Here is a 14,443-nt window from a genome sequence, read left to right on the forward strand (position 1 = left end):
GCCATGCGCTGGCAGTCGATGCTCGCGATCTACATCCTGTTCTGGGCGTTCTCGGTGTTCCTCGTGCTGCCCTTCGGAGTTCGTACCGCGCACGAGGCGGGGGCCGAATTGGTCCCCGGCCAGGCCGAAAGCGCGCCGCATGGATTCAACCCGGGCAAAATCGCACTCCGCACGACGATCGTTGCGACCGTGTTGTTCGTGCTGTTCTATCTCAATTACGTCAATGGCTGGGTGACGGCGGAGATGCTCGACTGGGTCCACCGGTAGGAAATCGCGCGCGCAATTTCACGGTTTGCGCGGTGAGCGGCAATGATGTTGCTTGAGCCAGCAGGATTTTGTCGAGAGCGCCAAGATCGATTCAACGCCGTCAAGGAGCCGATAGCCAAGCTGGCGCAGCAAATCTTACATTGGAAGACTCCACCGTCATCCCAGCGTTAGCCGGGTCTCGCGCAACGGGTCGTTCGCCGGCGGCTTGAGATCCCGGCGTTCGCCGGGATGACGGCGTTGTCAGGTGCGCAGGCGCTCGATCGCCTGGGCGAGCGCGACATAGAGCTTACCCATGTCCGACGAGAGTAGGGTGACGCCGAGCGTCGAGCCGTCGCGCAGCGCGAGGATGTGGCGCAGCATCGCTTCGAAATCGTGGATATAGCGATTGACGTGCTCGTGGAACGCCGGGTCGGTGTCGTAGAGCCGCGCGATTTCGCGGGTGTCGCCCGGATCGAGCAGACGGACCGCGCGGCGGGTGAAGACGCCGCGATCGCCCTTGAGATAGGCCGCCCAGGCGCTGTCGGTGACTTCGGCCGAGAAGGCCTTGGCGATGTCGATCGAAGCCGAGTTGAGCGCCTCGATCAGCAAGGTGGTGCGCCGTGCGAAATTGTCGCTGTCGGCGCGTTCGCGATCGACGCGTTCCTCCTCGATCCGTGCCTCGAGCCGCGACGTCGTGTCGGCGAGCGCGAGCATCTGCTGGGTAAGCCGTTCGGACGCACGCGCCGCCGCGGTGACGGCCGCCTCGGTGGTGTCGGCCAGCTCGACCATCTGGCGGCGGACACTGCTGTCAACCGCACGCTTGAGTGCAGTGCCGCTGGCCTCCTCGAGCGCTGCCGCGGCACCGGGCACGATCGTGGCGAGCGCCTCGCGGGCATGCGCGGCGGCGGCGCTGGCGGTCTCGCGCACGCTGATCAGCGCATCGACCAGCTGCGGAGCCGCGGTTTCGGCGAAGCGGCGGGTGGTCTCGATCGTGTCGTCGACGATTCCACCGAGCGAAGCGGCCTGCGCGCTGCCGGACGCGAGCGTATCGAGCAACGAGGCCTGGGTCTTGGCGAGGGTGTCGCGCTGCTGCGAGACGACGTCGGCGATCGCCTCGATCGCGTCATGGGTGCTCTCGGCGGCGGTAACCAAGGCGAGCAGTTCGGGCTTGGCACCCGAGACGATCTTGCGGCTCGCGACGATTCGCGAGTCGAGGCGGGTGAGCGCCTCTGGCAAGGTCTCGTCGATCTCACGGGCGGAGGCGTCGAGCGCGGTGAGCAAGTCTTCCGACGTGCCGATGACCTTCCGCGCGAGCTGATCGCCGGTGCGCAACGCCTCCGACATCGCGTCGGTCGAGCCCTGCAATGCGCTGATCGAGGCGGCGAGCGACTGGGTGCGATCGGTGCCGGCGGCATGGAGCACCTGAAGTTCGCGGTCGAGCCGGTCGACGCCTGCCGAGAGCCCGGCGAACAGCGTGTCGCCGCGGCCCTGCTCTTGCGCGAGGCGTTCGCCGACGCGGCCGATCGCTTCTTCGATCGTCGCCATGCGCTCGCCGAGCGCCTCGGCGCTGTCGCGTCCGGCGCGATCCAGCGCGGCCTGATTGGCGCTGAGCATCGCGAGGATCGCCTCGCCCTGGGTAGCGATGCCCTTGCGCGCCTCGTCGACCGCGCCGGCGGCGCGATCGAGCACTGCGTCGACCGCGACCGACATCTGCTCGGTGACCTGCTCGAGTCGGACGCTGGCGGTTTCGCTGGTGGCTTCCATGCGCGAGATGTGCGCGGCGAGGCGCTCGGCGGCGCCGCCGGCGATCTGGTCCGCCTCGCGGCCGCGTTCGGAAAGCGCAGTGAGCTGGGTGTCGAGCGCGGCAGCGCGCTGGCTGGCGAGCAGCCCGGCGGCATCGATGCGGCCGGCGAGCCCCTGCATTTCGTCATGCGCCCTGGGCAGAGTGGTGAGGATGATCTCGAAGCGCTTCTCAGCCTGGTCCATCGCATCGCCGAAGGTGCGGATGCCGCCGTCCATCCGCTGCGCCTGACGCTCGACCATGCCGGCGGCACCCTCGATCCGCTCGGCCGCGCGTTCGCCGAGCATCGTCAGGCCGGTGGTGTGCTCGGCGAGCACGGCGTGGTTTTCGGCGACCTTCTGCGAAATCGTGGCAAGCACGCGCTCGAGCGCGGCGGCCTCGGCCCGCATCTTCCGGGCGGTGGCGCCGAAACGGCGCGCTTCGGACCGGCTGGTGCGCAATGCGACCAGATAGAGAATGCCGATCAGGGCAGGGGGGACGCAGAGCGCCGCGATCAGCTGAATGAACGCAACCGGCTCCATGCCGCGCTCGATCGTCGGCCAGGCGAGCCAAGCCATGCCGGCGAACCACGCCGCGACCGCGAGCGATGCGGCGGTCGGCGCGAGCCAACCGAGGCTGCGGCTCTCGTCGGTATCTTCGTCGAGACCGAGTTCCTCCAGCGGCGCCGGAAGCGCCGACATATCGGAGAGGACGAGCTCTTCGTTGCCGTTCGACGGCACGAAGGCTGCTTGCGCTGGTTTTCCCCCATTCATGGCGAATGTGTACCATGTTTGGACAAATCGCCAAACGCCGGAAACCACTGATTAACCCCGTTCGGGTAGCGCTGGGGCATGGCATATGACCCGGGTGCAATCGATGCGACGCTGGCGGCGGCGGTGGGCGACGAGCCCCAGCTGATCGCCGAGCTGCGCGAATCCTTCCTCGACAGCGTGAAGCGCTGCGTCGGTGCGATGAAGTCGGCCGAGACGCCCGATGCGTGGGCGGCTGCGGCGTTGCGGCTCAAGGGGCTGGCGGCGAGCTTCGGCGCGGTGCGGCTGATGGCTCTGGCCGCGGAAGCGGTGACCGGGCCGGCGCATGACGGCGCCGTGCTGCGGCGGCTGCACCGGGCGATCGACCGGCTTTAACGAGGGCCGCCTGACTAAATCTTCCCCCGCTTCGCGTGGGCGGATTCTACCGCTTTCGGCTCAACTCGCGCATCGCGGCGTCGAGACCTGCCAGCGTCAGCGGGTACATGCGGTCCTGCATCAGCCCGCGGATGAGCTGCACCGACTGGGTGTAGCCCCAATGTGCTTCGGGAAGGACGTTGAGCCAGATCGCGGCGGGATAGGTGTTGACCAGCCGCTGCATCCAGACGCCGCCCGCCTCCTCGTTGAAATGCTCGACCGAGCCGCCGGGGTGGCTGATCTCGTAAGCGCTCATCGAGGCATCGCCGACGAAGATCAGTTTATAGTCGTGGCCATATTTGTGGAGCACGTCCCAGGTGGGCGTGCGCTCGGTGAAGCGGCGGCGATTGTCCTTCCACACGCCTTCGTACGGGCAATTGTGGAAGTAGAAGAATTCTAGATTCTTGAACTCGGCGGTGGCGGCCGAGAATAGCTCCTCGCAGAGCTTGACGAATGGGTCCATCGAGCCGCCGACGTCGAGGAAGAGCAATAGCTTGACCGCGTTGTGGCGCTCGGGGCGCATGCGCACATCGAGCCAGCCCTGCTTCGCGGTGCCGTCGATCGTCGCGTCGATGTCGAGCTCGTCGGCGGCGCCTTCGCGGGCGAAGCGGCGCAGACGGCGCAGCGCGACCTTGATGTTGCGGGTGCCGAGTTCCTTGGTGCTGTCGAGGTTCCTGAACTCGCGCTGGTCCCAGACCTTGAGCGCGCGGCCGTGCTTGCCCTCGCCGCCTATGCGGACGCCCTCGGGATTGTAGCCGCCATTGCCGAAGGGCGAGGTGCCGCCGGTGCCGATCCACTTGCTGCCGCCCTGGTGCCGCTCGTGCTGCTCCTCGAGCCGCTGCTTGAGCGTCTCCATTATCTCGTCCCATGAGCCGAGCGACTGGATCGCCGCCATCTCCTCTGGGGTGAGGAATTTCTCGGCGATCGCCTTGAGCCATTCCTCGGGGATCTCGGCGGGGGCGACGCCATAATTGGTGGCGATGCCGCGGAAGACCTTGGCGAAGACCTGGTCGAAGCGATCGAGCAAGCCCTCGTCCTTAACGAAGGTGGCGCGGGCGAGATAATAGAATGCCTCGGGGGTGTGCTCGATCACCTCGCGGTCGAGTGCCTCGAGCAGGACGAGATGCTCCTTGAGGCTCGCCGGGATGCCTGCGGCGCGCAGCTCGTCGAGGAAGGAGAAGAACATGGCCGCCCTTCTAGGGCTGGCGCTGGTAGAGCGTCCAGTGGGTGCCCGACATGCCGTGGGCGCGCGCAGCGGCGATCGGAGTGAAGCGGGCGCCGCAGAGCGCGATCGCGCCGGGGGGCTCCTCGCCCTTGAAGCGATCGGCGAAGAAGAAGGGGGCGGCCGTGCAGTCGGCGAGCTGGACCTTGAGCGGATAATGCGCCGAGGCGGCGGCGGCCTCGAGGGTGGCGATGCCGGGCTCGCGATCGAGGAGCAGCACGGTGCCCTGCGGCGCACGGGTCTGCATCGCGCGGATCGCAGCGCCGACATCGCCGCGGCGGTTGATCGCGAGGTCCATGTCGCAGGCGAGGCTGGCGGCGGTGATCGCGGCGAGCGCGGCGCCGGCCAGCCAGCGTTTCCAGCCGCCAGCGCGCCAGCCGAGCCAGACGAACTCGGCGATCAGGATCAGCAGCGCGATACCGACGAGTAGATAGTAACGCGGGTGCGCGACATTGCCCGAGCGGAGCAATACCAGCGCCAGCGGGAAAGCGAGGATCGCGAGGCGGTGGAAGCCGATGCGCGAGACGCCGGCGGAAGGGGCGAGTATAACGAGCGCCGGGATCGGGGCGAAACACCAGATGCTGACCACCGGGAAACCGAGCGTGTACTGGACCATCTCGGACACGCCGTGGAGCAGTTCCATCGTGCTGTAGGTATCGTAGCGGCCGAAATTGAAGCCGGTGTGCGCGGCGGCGGCGCCGAGGATGGTCGCGCCGACGAGGCCGAGCGCGATTGCCGAGGGTAGGAACAGGCGGGTGGTGCCGACCAAAGCCGTCTTGAGCGACTCGCGCTTCCACAGCGCGAAGAACATCCAGCCAGCGATTGCGCAGAAGCCGAAGACCATGATCAGCTGCGAAAAGGCGCCGAGGAAGAAGCATATCGCCAGCGCGAGGGCCGGGCTGCGTTCAGCTTCGCCTGCGAGCCATCGGTCGACCAGCAGGATCGCGCTCAGCAGGGCGAGCGACATCGGCGCATAGCCGCGTGCCTCCGAGCCGAGGGTGACGAGGATGGGGGATATCGCGAACAGCGAAGCCGTGATCAGGCCAAGCGAGGGGCTGCGGCGCGCGCCGATCAAGGCTGCGACGAAGATCGCGAGCGTCCCCGTGACGATCGAAAGCGCGCGGGCGAGCAGCGGCGGCGCGTCGAAGCCGACCAGCTGCATCCACAGCGAATTGAGATGGTGGTTGTTGTCGTGGTTGATGTTGAGGAACACGCCGAGCGGGGTGCCGGCGTCGTGCGCCTGCTTCGCCGACCACGCCTCGTCGAGCCAGAGCGCGCCTTGCGCACCGGCGATGCGCAAGCCAAGGCCGAGCAGCACGATCGCGCCGAGCAGCCACCAATACCTTCCGTCGACGCGGGCCCCCTGCATGCCGGTATTATTGCTTCAGCGCTGCAGGGCGCACAAGTCAGCGGGCATAGGCGTCGATCAGCGAGCCGACATAATCGGGCTGGCGGCTGCTCAGTTCGGCCGCGGGGCGGGCGGGGCGGACTGCCTTGCCGGCGGCCGGATCGGGCAGGCCGTAGATGAAGCCGTGCGCGGGATAGATCGAGCTGCCGAGCCCATTGGTGTCGCGGTACCAGACCTTGACCTGGCTCCAGTCGCCGCGCGGCGAGACGTCAAACAGCGTGACGTCCTGCTCGGCATGGCCACGCGCGCCGTTGAGCCGCGACCAATTGGCATGGGTAACCATCAGCACGCGCTTTTCGACGATGCGGCTGACTACCGCGACATGGCCGAGGGGGAGGCGGGCGCTCTTCGCGAAGGCGAGAACGGCGCCGATGCGGGGTTTCTGCCCGCGCTGATAGCGACCATCGGCTTGCGCCCACCACGTCCACGCGTCGCCATATATCTGGATGCCCGAGGCGGCGCGCGCGAACGGCACGCACTGACCGACATATTCGAGCAGCGATTGCGCCTGCACGGGAACGGCCGCCAGCGTGGCGGCGGCGAGCAGGACTGAGAACGCGAAGCTACGACGCATACAGGGTACCGTTACAGATACCCCCCCAAGCACCGGGTATCGGGAAGCAGTTAAAAATGGGTTAACCGTCTTTGTGGCTTCATTCCCCGCCCGGAATGCGGCCGGCGATGGCCGCGCGTGCCAATGCGAGCCGGTGCGCGAGCAGATCGGCTGTCGGCACGCCGAGACCAAAGGCATTTGCGGAGGCTATCGCCTGTTCGAGCAACCCGGCATCTTCCTCGGGGTCGCCGAGATAGCCGCACGGCAGTTCGTGCTGCGCATAGTCGGTCCAGTCGAGCACCGCGCGCACGAAGACGCGGCCAATCATCGCGTTCGCCGGCGCGAGCGCCACCGCGGCGCGGTAGCGATCGACCGGCTGCGCTCCGGAGGGATCGCCGAGGACGGCGAGCAGCAATTGCGCTTCCGCATCGCCCGGCTCGTTGTGGGCCTGTTCAGCGGCGGCCGGAGCCAATAGTCGCCGGATGAGCGGGGCGGGCACGCGCGGACTGCGCTGTTCATGGCCCGACGCACGCATGACCCATTTCGCGAAGGCGACGCGCTCGGCGAGGGACCAGTCCGCGGCGTCGGCCAGGAAGCCGTCGAGCACTTGAAACGCCTCGGCGCGAAGCCCGCGTGCGCGAAGGCCGCAATAATCGGCGTAGCCGCGCCACCGCGGCTCAACTTCGGCCGCGCGGCTCGTTTCGGTTAGCGCGTCCAGGTTTTCCGGGGGCATTCAGGCAGTCGGCGGCGGGGGTGGCTGGCGGGGGAACACTTCGAGCTTGGGGTCGATCACTGCCCAGGCGGGCGCATCCTCGGTCCAGATCGCGACTTGCGGGGCGAGATCGTTGGGCACGTCGAGGAAGCCGAGCCGCAAGGTGCGGAATTGCGGGCGTGCCGAGGATCTGCCCATCACCTGGGTGCCGCACTTGCCGCAAAAGCTCTGGGTGAGCGTGTTGCCACTCGCCGCGACATAGGAAGTTTCGGTGAGGTCGCCGTGGATCGTCAAGTCATCGGTGGCGAACATGGCATTGGTGGTCGGCGAGCCGGCGGCAATCTGCTGGCATTGGCGGCACCAGCATTGGCGGACCTGGATCGCGTCGCCCGCGATCGCCGCAGTGACCGCGCCGCAGGCGCAGCGTCCGGTGTAGCGGCTCATTTGGTCTGCCTCCGGCTCATGAAGGCGAGGCGCTCGAACAGCATCACGTCCTGCTCGTTCTTGAGCAATGCGCCGTGGAGCGGCGGAATCGCCTTGCTCGGGTCCTTAGACTGGAGCACGTCGAGCGGCATTTCTTCGTGGAGAAGTAGTTTGAGCCAGTCGAGCAATTCGGACGTGCTCGGCTTCTTCTTGAGGCCGGGTACCTCGCGAATGTCGTAGAAGATGTCCATCGCCTTCGCGACGAGGACCTTCTGGATGCCGGGGAAATGGACGTCGATGATCGCCTGCATCGTGGCGCGATCGGGGAATTTGATATAGTGGAAGAAGCAGCGCCGCAGGAAAGCGTCGGGCAGTTCCTTCTCGTTGTTTGAGGTGATCACTACGATCGGGCGCTCGGCGGCGCGGACCATTTCCTTCGTCTCGTAGACGTGGAATTCCATGCGATCGAGCTCCTGGAGCAAGTCGTTGGGGAATTCGATATCGGCCTTGTCGATCTCGTCGATCAGCAGGACGGGGACTTGCGGGGCAGTGAACGCCTCCCACAATTTGCCCTTGCGGATATAATTGGCGATGTCGTGGACTCGCTCGTCGCCGAGCTGGCCGTCGCGCAGCCGGGCGACCGCGTCATACTCGTAGAGGCCCTGCTGCGCCTTGGTAGTCGACTTGACGTTCCACTCGATCAGCGGGGCGCCCACCGCTTTCGCTATTTCATAAGCGAGGACGGTCTTGCCGGTGCCCGGCTCGCCCTTGACGAGCAGCGGGCGGCGGAGCGTGACGGCCGCGTTGACGGCGACCTTGAGGTCCTCCGTCGCGACATAGCTTTGGGTACCTTCGAAGCGCATGGACGCTTCCTAGGAGGGCAGGGTGCTCCCGCGCAAGCTTCAGGCGCGAGCGCGGGCGCTGGCGCGGGATTCGAGCAAGTCCCACAGACCGCGATGCTGGGCGAAGACCTGTTGCGCGCCGAACAGCATCGCGCGTTCCATCGCGCCTTCGCGGGCGAGCGCGTCGACGACGCTGACCGTCTCTTCGGCTAGCGGGAGAGTCGAGACGGGGACGGTGAGGCCCAGTCGTGCGGCGACGGCGTCGAGCACCGCGCGGATCGTCGCCCAGTCGATCGCCAGCGCGAGCGCGGCACCGGCGGCGCAGCCGGCACGATCGGACTGGGCGAGCATGTCGAGCGCATGGCGCTGTGCCTGTGCGGCGGCCTCCGATTCCGAATGGCCGGGAGTGCTGGGCAGCGGCCCGGCGGCGGCGACGATGCGGACGAGATAGGCGCGTTCGGTGGAAAAGGCATTTGCCGCGGCCTCGAGCCAGTCACGCTCGAGCGAGACCCGGGCATGATCGAGCGCATAATCCACGACTCCCGGATGGCGGCCATGGAGCACGCAGATGAAATGCGCGGCATCGGCAAGGTCGCGCAGGGGCTCGGGATGGCGGGCGATGCGCTGGAGCCAGGGGTGATTCGCGCTGCCATCGGAGGCGACGAGCGATCCCATTGCTCCCCATGTGCCACCGAGACGGGCAATCTGTGCGGTATCGAACGGCATATGCCCCCATATTCCTGAGATACCGGAAGTACCGGTGCGCCCTTATGCAAGCCGGGGGTATACCGAAGCACGTAAATACGTGGTTGATGCCGAATTTACTATTTGGCGCGGGATTGTGGGTGGGCGCTCGCCCTGCCTCACCAGTTGAACATCGTCCCGTCCTCGAGCCGGTTCACCGGGAGATAGGCGCGCTTATATTCGTATTTCGCAGCCAGTGCTTCGTCGATGTCAACCCCCAGGCCGGGCTTGTCGCCGGGGTGCATCAGGCCGTTCGACAGCGAATATGCATGCGGGAACACTGCGTCGGTCTCTTCAGTGTGGCGCATATATTCCTGGATGCCGAAATTGGGCACCGACAGCCCGAAATTGAGCGCCGCCGCCATGCTGACCGGCGAAAGATCGGTGGCGCCGTGGCAGCCGGTGCGGACCTGATAGAGATCGGCGAGGCCCGCAATACGGCGCAGATGGGTGATGCCGCCGGCATGGACGACGGTGGCGCGGATAAAGTCGATCAGCTGCTCCTCGATCAGTTGCTTGGCGTCCCAGATCGAATTGAAGATCTCCCCCACCGCGAGCGGAGTGGTGGTATGCTGGCGGATAAGGCGGAAGCCGGCCTGATTCTCGGCGGGCGTCGCGTCCTCGAGCCAGAACAGGCGATAGGGCTCGAGATCCTTGCCGAGCCGGCCGGCCTCGATCGGCGTCAGCCGGTGGTGGACGTCGTGGAGCAAATGGACATCCCAGCCGAGCTGGTCCCGCGCGGTCTCGAACAGCTCGGGGACGTGGCGCATATATTTCGAGGTCGACCACAAGGTCTCCTCGGGGAGCGAGCCCTTGGCGGGCTCGTAATAGAAGCGCTCGCCCGAGACGCCATACGTCGCGGCGAGGCCGGGGACGCCCGACTGGAGTCGCACTGCCTTGTAGCCCTGTTCGAGATATTCGCGTGCGCGCTCGATCGTCTCGGCCACGTCCGTGCCATTGGCATGACCATAGACCATGCAGCCTTCGCGCGCCGCGCCGCCGAGCAACTGATAGACCGGCAGCCCGGCGATCTTGCCCTTGATGTCCCACAACGCCATGTCGACCGCGGCGATCGCCGACATCGTCACCGGGCCGCGGCGCCAGTACGCGCCCTTGTAGAGATATTGCCAGATGTCCTCGATCGCGTGCGCGTCGCGGCCGATCAGGCAGGGGATGACGTGATCCTCGAGATAGCTCGCCACTGCCAGCTCGCGGCCGTTCAAGGTCGCGTCGCCCACGCCGTACATGCCTTCGTCGGTCTCGATTTTGAGCGTCACGAAATTGCGGCCGGGGCAGGTTACGATCACGCGCGCGGAAGTGATGCGGGGCAAGGGGATTCCTCGAAAAGTGGTCAGGCCAATATCTCCTTGTGACCGCTATGCTGTCAACCTAGGGTGGCGCGGTGAGGACGTTATGAAGATCAAGGGCAACAAGCTGTATCAGCGCGTCGCGGCGTCGATCACCGCGGCGATCGAGGCGGGGCGCTGGTCGCCCGGCACGCGGCTGCCCGGCGAGCGCGATCTTGCCGAGGAATATGGCGTCAGCCGCCCGACGATCCGCGAGGCGATGATCGCGCTCGAGATGAAGGGCTGGATCGAAGCGCGGCACGGCTCAGGCCTGTACGTCACGCTCCGCGACCATGGCACCGGGCAGCGTGAGGATGCGCTCAACTTCGATGTCGGGGCGTTCGACCTGACCGAGGCGCGCATCCTGTTCGAAGGCGAGGCGGTGGCGCTGGCGGCGGTGTCGATCACCGACGAGCAGCTCGACGAGATCGATGCGCTGCTGGTGGAAATGGCGGCGGAGGATTCGAACGAACCCTCGGTGATGGACGCCGACCACCGCTTTCACCTCGCGATCGCCAATGCGACGGGCAATGCCGCGATCCGTAGCGTGATCGAATATCTGTGGGAACTGCGCACAAGATCGCCGTTGGCGGCGAATATGTTCGCGCGCGCGAAACGCGGCGGGATCACTCCGCGAGTGGAGGAGCATCGGCCGATCGTCGCGGCACTGCGCGCACGCGATCCGCACGCGGCGCGCACCGCGATGCGGCGCCATCTGCGCGGAGTGGTCGACGATCTGCTCGAGGCGACCGAGCTCGAGGTGATGGAGCGCGCGCGCAGCGAGCTGGACGCGCGTCGGGACAGCGTGGCGCGGCGGTTGAAGATCGGGTCGGTTTAGAATTGGCCTGACCGGCGTCGTCCCTCAGGATAAGAGCGGGTCCAATTTCCTACCAGTACCATCGAGGATCTAGTCCCAGAATACTGCGAGGCTGCCGTCTCAAAGCGCGTCACTTGCGCATGCTGAGCCGTGGCTTATGGTTTGCATCGTGACTGGGGAGCCAAGATGGCAACGATGGCAGTGGCATAATGGCAATCGCTTTTAATCGTTCCCGCGATGCCCTGTCCAAGATCCGCAGGAACAGCGGTCGCTGCCTTGTGATCCATTATGCCTGCCAAAGTCTCTATGATGATCGGGAGAGCTTATCTCCCAGCATATCGAACATCGTCATAAAAGACTTTGATAATGATCAGACCGTCAGCTTTGCAGCACACCTTGTAGCTGAAAAAATACATATTTCTAAGGATGAAATAGAGGGTAAGTTTCTTGAGATAGAGACTAAACTTCTAGAGGATTTTTACAGTTTTGTTCAAAACCATAGCGGCGATCTCTGGTTGCACTGAAATATGATAAATATTCATTACGGGTTCGAGACTCTCGCGCATAGATACTATGTCCTTACGGGACGCAATGCGCCGTCAATCGATATCGATAACCGTATAAACATCGCAGGAATTTTGTTCGGCATATATGGTGAGAATTACGTCGGTACTCCTCATATGCAGAAGCTGATGGAGGTCAACGGCGGCATTCGGCGAGATTTCGTCCTTGGGAAGGATGAAGTTGAGCTATTCAGGCAGAAGGAATATGCTAGACTTCACGCGTCCACCGTCTGCAAAGTTAAATTTTTCTCTGATGTTGTCGAGCTTACACTAGACAAAAAATTGAAGACGACAAGATCGACTGCCCTCGTCAAAGTGGAGCGCAGCGTGGATGGGGTCGTGGCAAAAGGTATTGGATTGGCCGCGTCCGCATATGCTATCATAGATTTAGGTGGAAAGGCTGTCGGTTACGCGATCCGTCACGGATGGCTAGCATTTATTGGCATCACCGCGAGCTAAGCCTGCCAAGCCATTCACACCCTAATTGATTCGGCGATGGCGGAGAGGGTGGGATTCGAACCCACGGTGAGCTTGCACCCACGGCGGTTTTCAAGACCGCTGCCTTAAACCACTCGGCCACCTCTCCGCTGACGCCCCGCTATCGCGCCGCGCGGCAGTACGCCAGAAAATCTTGATCACCTGCACGCCAAGGGGGCTTCATGCCCGGGCGTGGCTGTGGCACAAATCCCCATGCTCAAATTGCGTGCGATTTTCGGGAAAGTGGCGGCTCTGGCCGTGGCGGTTATATTGGCGAGCCCCGCGGCGGGGCCGGCGATCGCGCAGGACGAGAGCGGCTTCCAGGCCTATCTCCAGACGCTCGCGCGGCAGGCGCTGGCCCAAGGCGTCACCCGGCGCACGGTCGATCTGGTGATCCCGACGCTGACCTATAATGCGCGCGTGGTCGAACTCGACCGACAGCAGCCCGAGACCCGGCCCAATGCGCCGATCTCGAATTTCGAGCCTTATCGCGTGAAGCACGTGGATGCGGCGCGGATCGGGCAGGGGCGTGCCGCCTGGCAGCGGGTGCGCCCGCGACTGGCGCGGATCGAGCGCGAGACCGGAGTGCCCGAATCGATCATGGTGGCGATCTGGGGGCACGAGACCAATTACGGCCGGGTGATGGGCGGGTTCGACTTGCCGCGGGCGCTCGCCAGCCTCGCTTATGAAGGCCGGCGGCGGGCACTGTTCGCTGAGGAATTCATCGCGACGCTCAAGATGATCGACCGCGGCGTGCCGCGCGAGAAATTGGTGGGGAGCTGGGCGGGGGCGTTCGGCGGGCCGCAATTCCTGCCGAGCGTCTATCTGCGGCTCGCAGTGGACGGCGACGGCGACGGGCTCGCCGACATCTGGAGCAGCGAGGCGGATACACTGGCGTCGATCGCCAATTATTTCGTCAATGCGGGTTGGCGACCGGGCCAGCCCTGGGGCCTCGCGGTGCGGGTGCCCGAGGGATTCAACCGCGCGGCGGTGGTCGGCCGCACCATCCCGCCGCGCTGCCCGCGGGTGCACGAGCGGCACAGCCGGTGGAAGACGATCGGCGAGTGGCGTGCGCTGGGGCTGGTGCCGCAGGGGCGCGGCTGGCCGGCCGACAATGTCCAGGCGACCTTGCTCGAGCCCGACGGGCCGGGAAGGACCGCTTATCTGCTCACCGGCAATTATCGCGTGATCCTCGATTATAATTGCTCGAATTTTTACGCTTTATCGGTAGGGCTGCTCGCCGATGAAGTCGAACGCTAGCGCAGCCGCAGCCCTTCTCCTCCTCGCCGGTTTCGGCGGGGAGCGAGCTTTTGCCCATGAAGCCGCGCAGGATCGGCCGGGTGCCGGCTATGCCGCGCCCGGCGCCGTGCAGCGGATCGACTATGCGGCCCCGCCGCAAGATAGTTATGCCGACCCCGCTGCCGATGCGACCGGGCCGCGCGGAACCTCGCAGCGGGCGCCGGGCGAGCAGCGTTATGACGAGGTCGGCTATGCCGCGATCGGCGAGGGCGAGGGCGTGACCGGGGTGCATGCTTCGCTTGCCCAGGACACGCTGGTCGAAGTGACGTCGCTTGAGAATGGGAAGACGATCGTCGTGCTGATCAACGCGACTGATCCGGGCGCGGGCAATCCGATTCTGCTTTCGCCCGGTGCCGCGCGCGAGCTCGGCCATGACGGCGGCGGGCGCGTGGCGGTGCGGGTACGCAAGGTCGCTGCCGGTCCCGGCGATTTGCTCGCCTTGCGCTCGGGCGGCCCGGCTGCGGCGCGCCCCGATACGCCGCCGGTCCTGCTCAATGCGCTGCGCAAACATCTCGGTGCGGCCGTCGTCGCCTCGCCCGCGCCGATCGAACGCCCGGCTTATTCGCGGCCGGCCTCGACGCCCCGCGCGGCCCGTCCGGCGTCTGGCGCAGGCTTTTACGTTCAGATCGCCGCACTTTCTAACGCGCGGAACGCGCAAGCGCTTGCACAGAGGACGGGCGGGTCCGTAAAGCAGGGCGGAGGGCTCTATCGCGTGCAGCTCGGCCCCTTCGCCACACGGCGGGAGGCGGATGCAGCGCGGGGCGGGGCCGCACGCGCGGGTTATGGAGACGCGCGCGTCATCGCCGTCAACTGAGTAACCCGGGGAC

16 protein-coding genes and 1 tRNA gene are annotated in these 14,443 nt (G+C 65.7%); 7 read left to right on the plus strand and 10 right to left on the minus strand.

Annotation, left to right across the window (positions count from 1 at the left end):
• Positions 1 to 3 precede the first annotated feature (3 nt).
• On the plus strand, positions 4 to 267 hold the full coding sequence (locus tag CVN68_RS04450; RefSeq protein ID WP_100281133.1) for a DUF1467 family protein: 264 nt from the start codon (positions 4 to 6) through the stop codon (positions 265 to 267).
• A 240-nt stretch (positions 268 to 507) separates the two neighbouring features.
• On the opposite strand, the gene CVN68_RS04455 is transcribed toward CVN68_RS04450, so the two are convergent.
• Complete coding sequence (locus tag CVN68_RS04455) at positions 508 to 2,799, minus strand: coiled-coil domain-containing protein (RefSeq protein WP_100281134.1); 2,292 nt, start codon at positions 2,797 to 2,799, stop codon at positions 508 to 510.
• A gap of 78 nt (positions 2,800 to 2,877) precedes the next feature.
• Between CVN68_RS04455 and CVN68_RS04460 the strand changes: the two genes are divergently transcribed.
• Entirely contained in the window at positions 2,878 to 3,171 is a 294-nt protein-coding gene (locus CVN68_RS04460; RefSeq protein WP_100281135.1) for an Hpt domain-containing protein, read from the plus strand.
• Between the two features lie 46 nt (positions 3,172 to 3,217).
• Here the strand turns inward: CVN68_RS04460 and CVN68_RS04465 are convergent, their stop codons facing one another.
• From CVN68_RS04465 to manD, 8 genes are all read right to left on the minus strand, one after another.
• Entirely contained in the window at positions 3,218 to 4,396 is a 1,179-nt protein-coding gene (locus CVN68_RS04465; protein WP_100281136.1) for a vWA domain-containing protein, read from the minus strand.
• A 10-nt stretch (positions 4,397 to 4,406) separates the two neighbouring features.
• Positions 4,407 to 5,801: a hypothetical protein gene (locus CVN68_RS04470; RefSeq protein WP_100281137.1), complete on the minus strand. Its 1,395-nt coding sequence runs from the start codon at positions 5,799 to 5,801 to the stop codon at positions 4,407 to 4,409.
• Positions 5,802 to 5,838: 37 nt separating this feature from the next.
• Positions 5,839 to 6,414: a CHAP domain-containing protein gene (locus tag CVN68_RS04475; protein ID WP_100281138.1), complete on the minus strand. Its 576-nt coding sequence runs from the start codon at positions 6,412 to 6,414 to the stop codon at positions 5,839 to 5,841.
• Positions 6,415 to 6,493: 79 nt separating this feature from the next.
• Entirely contained in the window at positions 6,494 to 7,000 is a 507-nt protein-coding gene (locus CVN68_RS04480; RefSeq protein ID WP_158298737.1) for a hypothetical protein, read from the minus strand.
• Positions 7,001 to 7,126: 126 nt separating this feature from the next.
• Positions 7,127 to 7,549 carry a GFA family protein gene (locus CVN68_RS04485; RefSeq protein WP_100281140.1) on the minus strand — a complete coding sequence of 141 codons (423 nt, stop codon included), beginning with the start codon at positions 7,547 to 7,549 and terminating at the stop codon, positions 7,127 to 7,129.
• Complete coding sequence (locus CVN68_RS04490) at positions 7,546 to 8,391, minus strand: AAA family ATPase (protein WP_100281141.1); 846 nt, start codon at positions 8,389 to 8,391, stop codon at positions 7,546 to 7,548. The genes CVN68_RS04485 and CVN68_RS04490 overlap by 4 nt, the downstream gene beginning before the upstream one ends.
• A gap of 39 nt (positions 8,392 to 8,430) precedes the next feature.
• Complete coding sequence (locus CVN68_RS04495) at positions 8,431 to 9,096, minus strand: DUF6975 family protein (RefSeq protein ID WP_100281142.1); 666 nt, start codon at positions 9,094 to 9,096, stop codon at positions 8,431 to 8,433.
• Positions 9,097 to 9,233: 137 nt separating this feature from the next.
• On the minus strand, positions 9,234 to 10,445 hold the full coding sequence (manD, locus tag CVN68_RS04500; protein WP_100281143.1) for a D-mannonate dehydratase ManD: 1,212 nt from the start codon (positions 10,443 to 10,445) through the stop codon (positions 9,234 to 9,236).
• An 82-nt stretch (positions 10,446 to 10,527) separates the two neighbouring features.
• Between manD and CVN68_RS04505 the strand changes: the two genes are divergently transcribed.
• From CVN68_RS04505 to CVN68_RS04510, 3 genes are all read left to right on the plus strand, one after another.
• Positions 10,528 to 11,298: a FadR/GntR family transcriptional regulator gene (locus CVN68_RS04505; protein ID WP_100281144.1), complete on the plus strand. Its 771-nt coding sequence runs from the start codon at positions 10,528 to 10,530 to the stop codon at positions 11,296 to 11,298.
• Between the two features lie 188 nt (positions 11,299 to 11,486).
• Positions 11,487 to 11,801 carry a hypothetical protein gene (locus CVN68_RS23040; protein WP_158298738.1) on the plus strand — a complete coding sequence of 105 codons (315 nt, stop codon included), beginning with the start codon at positions 11,487 to 11,489 and terminating at the stop codon, positions 11,799 to 11,801.
• A 156-nt stretch (positions 11,802 to 11,957) separates the two neighbouring features.
• Positions 11,958 to 12,299, plus strand: coding sequence for a hypothetical protein (locus tag CVN68_RS04510; RefSeq protein ID WP_158298739.1), 342 nt, complete (start codon positions 11,958 to 11,960; stop codon positions 12,297 to 12,299).
• Positions 12,300 to 12,336: 37 nt separating this feature from the next.
• On the opposite strand, the gene CVN68_RS04515 is transcribed toward CVN68_RS04510, so the two are convergent.
• A tRNA-Ser gene (locus tag CVN68_RS04515) sits at positions 12,337 to 12,426 on the minus strand.
• Between the two features lie 104 nt (positions 12,427 to 12,530).
• On the opposite strand from CVN68_RS04515, the gene CVN68_RS04520 reads away from it, so the two are divergent.
• Positions 12,531 to 13,577 (plus strand): lytic murein transglycosylase, encoded by a 1,047-nt coding sequence (locus CVN68_RS04520; RefSeq protein ID WP_100281146.1) that lies wholly within the window; start codon positions 12,531 to 12,533, stop codon positions 13,575 to 13,577.
• Positions 13,561 to 14,430 carry an SPOR domain-containing protein gene (locus CVN68_RS04525; RefSeq protein WP_100281147.1) on the plus strand — a complete coding sequence of 290 codons (870 nt, stop codon included), beginning with the start codon at positions 13,561 to 13,563 and terminating at the stop codon, positions 14,428 to 14,430. The genes CVN68_RS04520 and CVN68_RS04525 overlap by 17 nt, the downstream gene beginning before the upstream one ends.
• The last annotated feature ends 13 nt before the right edge of the window (positions 14,431 to 14,443 follow it).

The sequence above is a fragment of the Sphingomonas psychrotolerans genome, from assembly GCF_002796605.1.
Classification (GTDB): domain Bacteria; phylum Pseudomonadota; class Alphaproteobacteria; order Sphingomonadales; family Sphingomonadaceae; genus Sphingomonas; species Sphingomonas psychrotolerans.